Genomic DNA, 1,088 nt, shown 5'->3' on the forward strand with positions numbered 1-1,088 from the left:
TCTTCCTGTTGATAGCGGTACAGCATATCGGCACCGAAGTTGCCCATGCGCGAATCATCGGCGGTGGTTTGCGTGAGATCGGGGGGCAGCGGCGGGAGCACGGGCGCGCGGCGGAAGGGATCGCTCTGCAAGGCGGAAATCGCCCAGGTGGCTTTCTCCGTTGCCTCGGTGGACCAGTCGTGCAGCTGCTTGAAGTCGTCGGGCGTCTGGCCCAGTCGGTACTGGAACTCCTGCACGTTGCGCTCGGAGTTCAGGCCGTTGGCGATGAACAGATGCAGGCGCTGGAAGGCGCTCGTGTCCTTGTAACCGCTCCCGGCGCCGCCGATCTGCATCCCGGCGGCGTCGCTCAAGGCCTTGTCGATTTCCTGATCGGCCTGTTGCCACTGACTCTCCAGCTGTGAGTGTTGCTGATTGATGAATGCGGCAATCTGCGACTGCATGGTATGGCGCAGTTCAGTGGCTTGTCCGAAGATGCGCGCGCGCTCTTGCGCTGTGGAGGCGTCGTTGAACTGCCGTCGCATCTGGGCGAGCTGATCGTTTTGCAACTGGCCGGGAGTGCCGAGATAGCTCAGGCCGAAGGGATCGCGCAAAGCCTGCTGCACGCGTGCGATGGGGTCGGCCATGGCTTGCTGATAGGCGCCGTTGAGCGGTTCGAAGACCGTGGTGCGCAGGGACTCCGCGATGCTCGCGCGCTCGGCTGAAGTGGCGGCGGCGTTGTAGCGCGAGGCGCCCTGGGCGAGCGCATCGCTGTAGTGCTCGCGCTGATCGGAGGACAAGGATCCAAGCTGCTGGTTCGCGAGGGTGGTCTGCTGTTCGAAGCCGATGGCCGCGGGGTCCGCGCCGCGCAGTGCATCGCGCTGATAGGCGGCGAGGAGTCTGGCGTTCTGGGCGTCGGTGGGGCCGGAGGTGTCCTTGTCGAGAGGAAGGAGCAATTGCGTCGCTTCGACGTTGGTGAGTTTCGACGGGGTGGAGGTCGGTGCGTTCGTTGCCGTGTTCGTTGATGGGTTCGCAGGCTGAGCGGGCGATGACGTGGACTGATTGGCGGGAGTGATCGTTGTGGTCACTTTGTTCGTCGGTTCTTTCTCCGT

Annotated in this window: 1 protein-coding gene; it reads right to left on the reverse strand. The window is 63.8% G+C overall.

The features are described from left to right. The coding region (locus tag QCE83_RS34985; RefSeq protein ID WP_309821467.1) for a hypothetical protein at window positions 1–1,064 on the reverse strand (1,064 nt) is incomplete at its 3' end. Window positions 1,065–1,088: the final 24 nt, after the last annotated feature.

Origin of the sequence: Caballeronia sp. LZ034LL (genome assembly GCF_031451215.1) — a bacterium.
GTDB lineage: Bacteria > Pseudomonadota > Gammaproteobacteria > Burkholderiales > Burkholderiaceae > Caballeronia.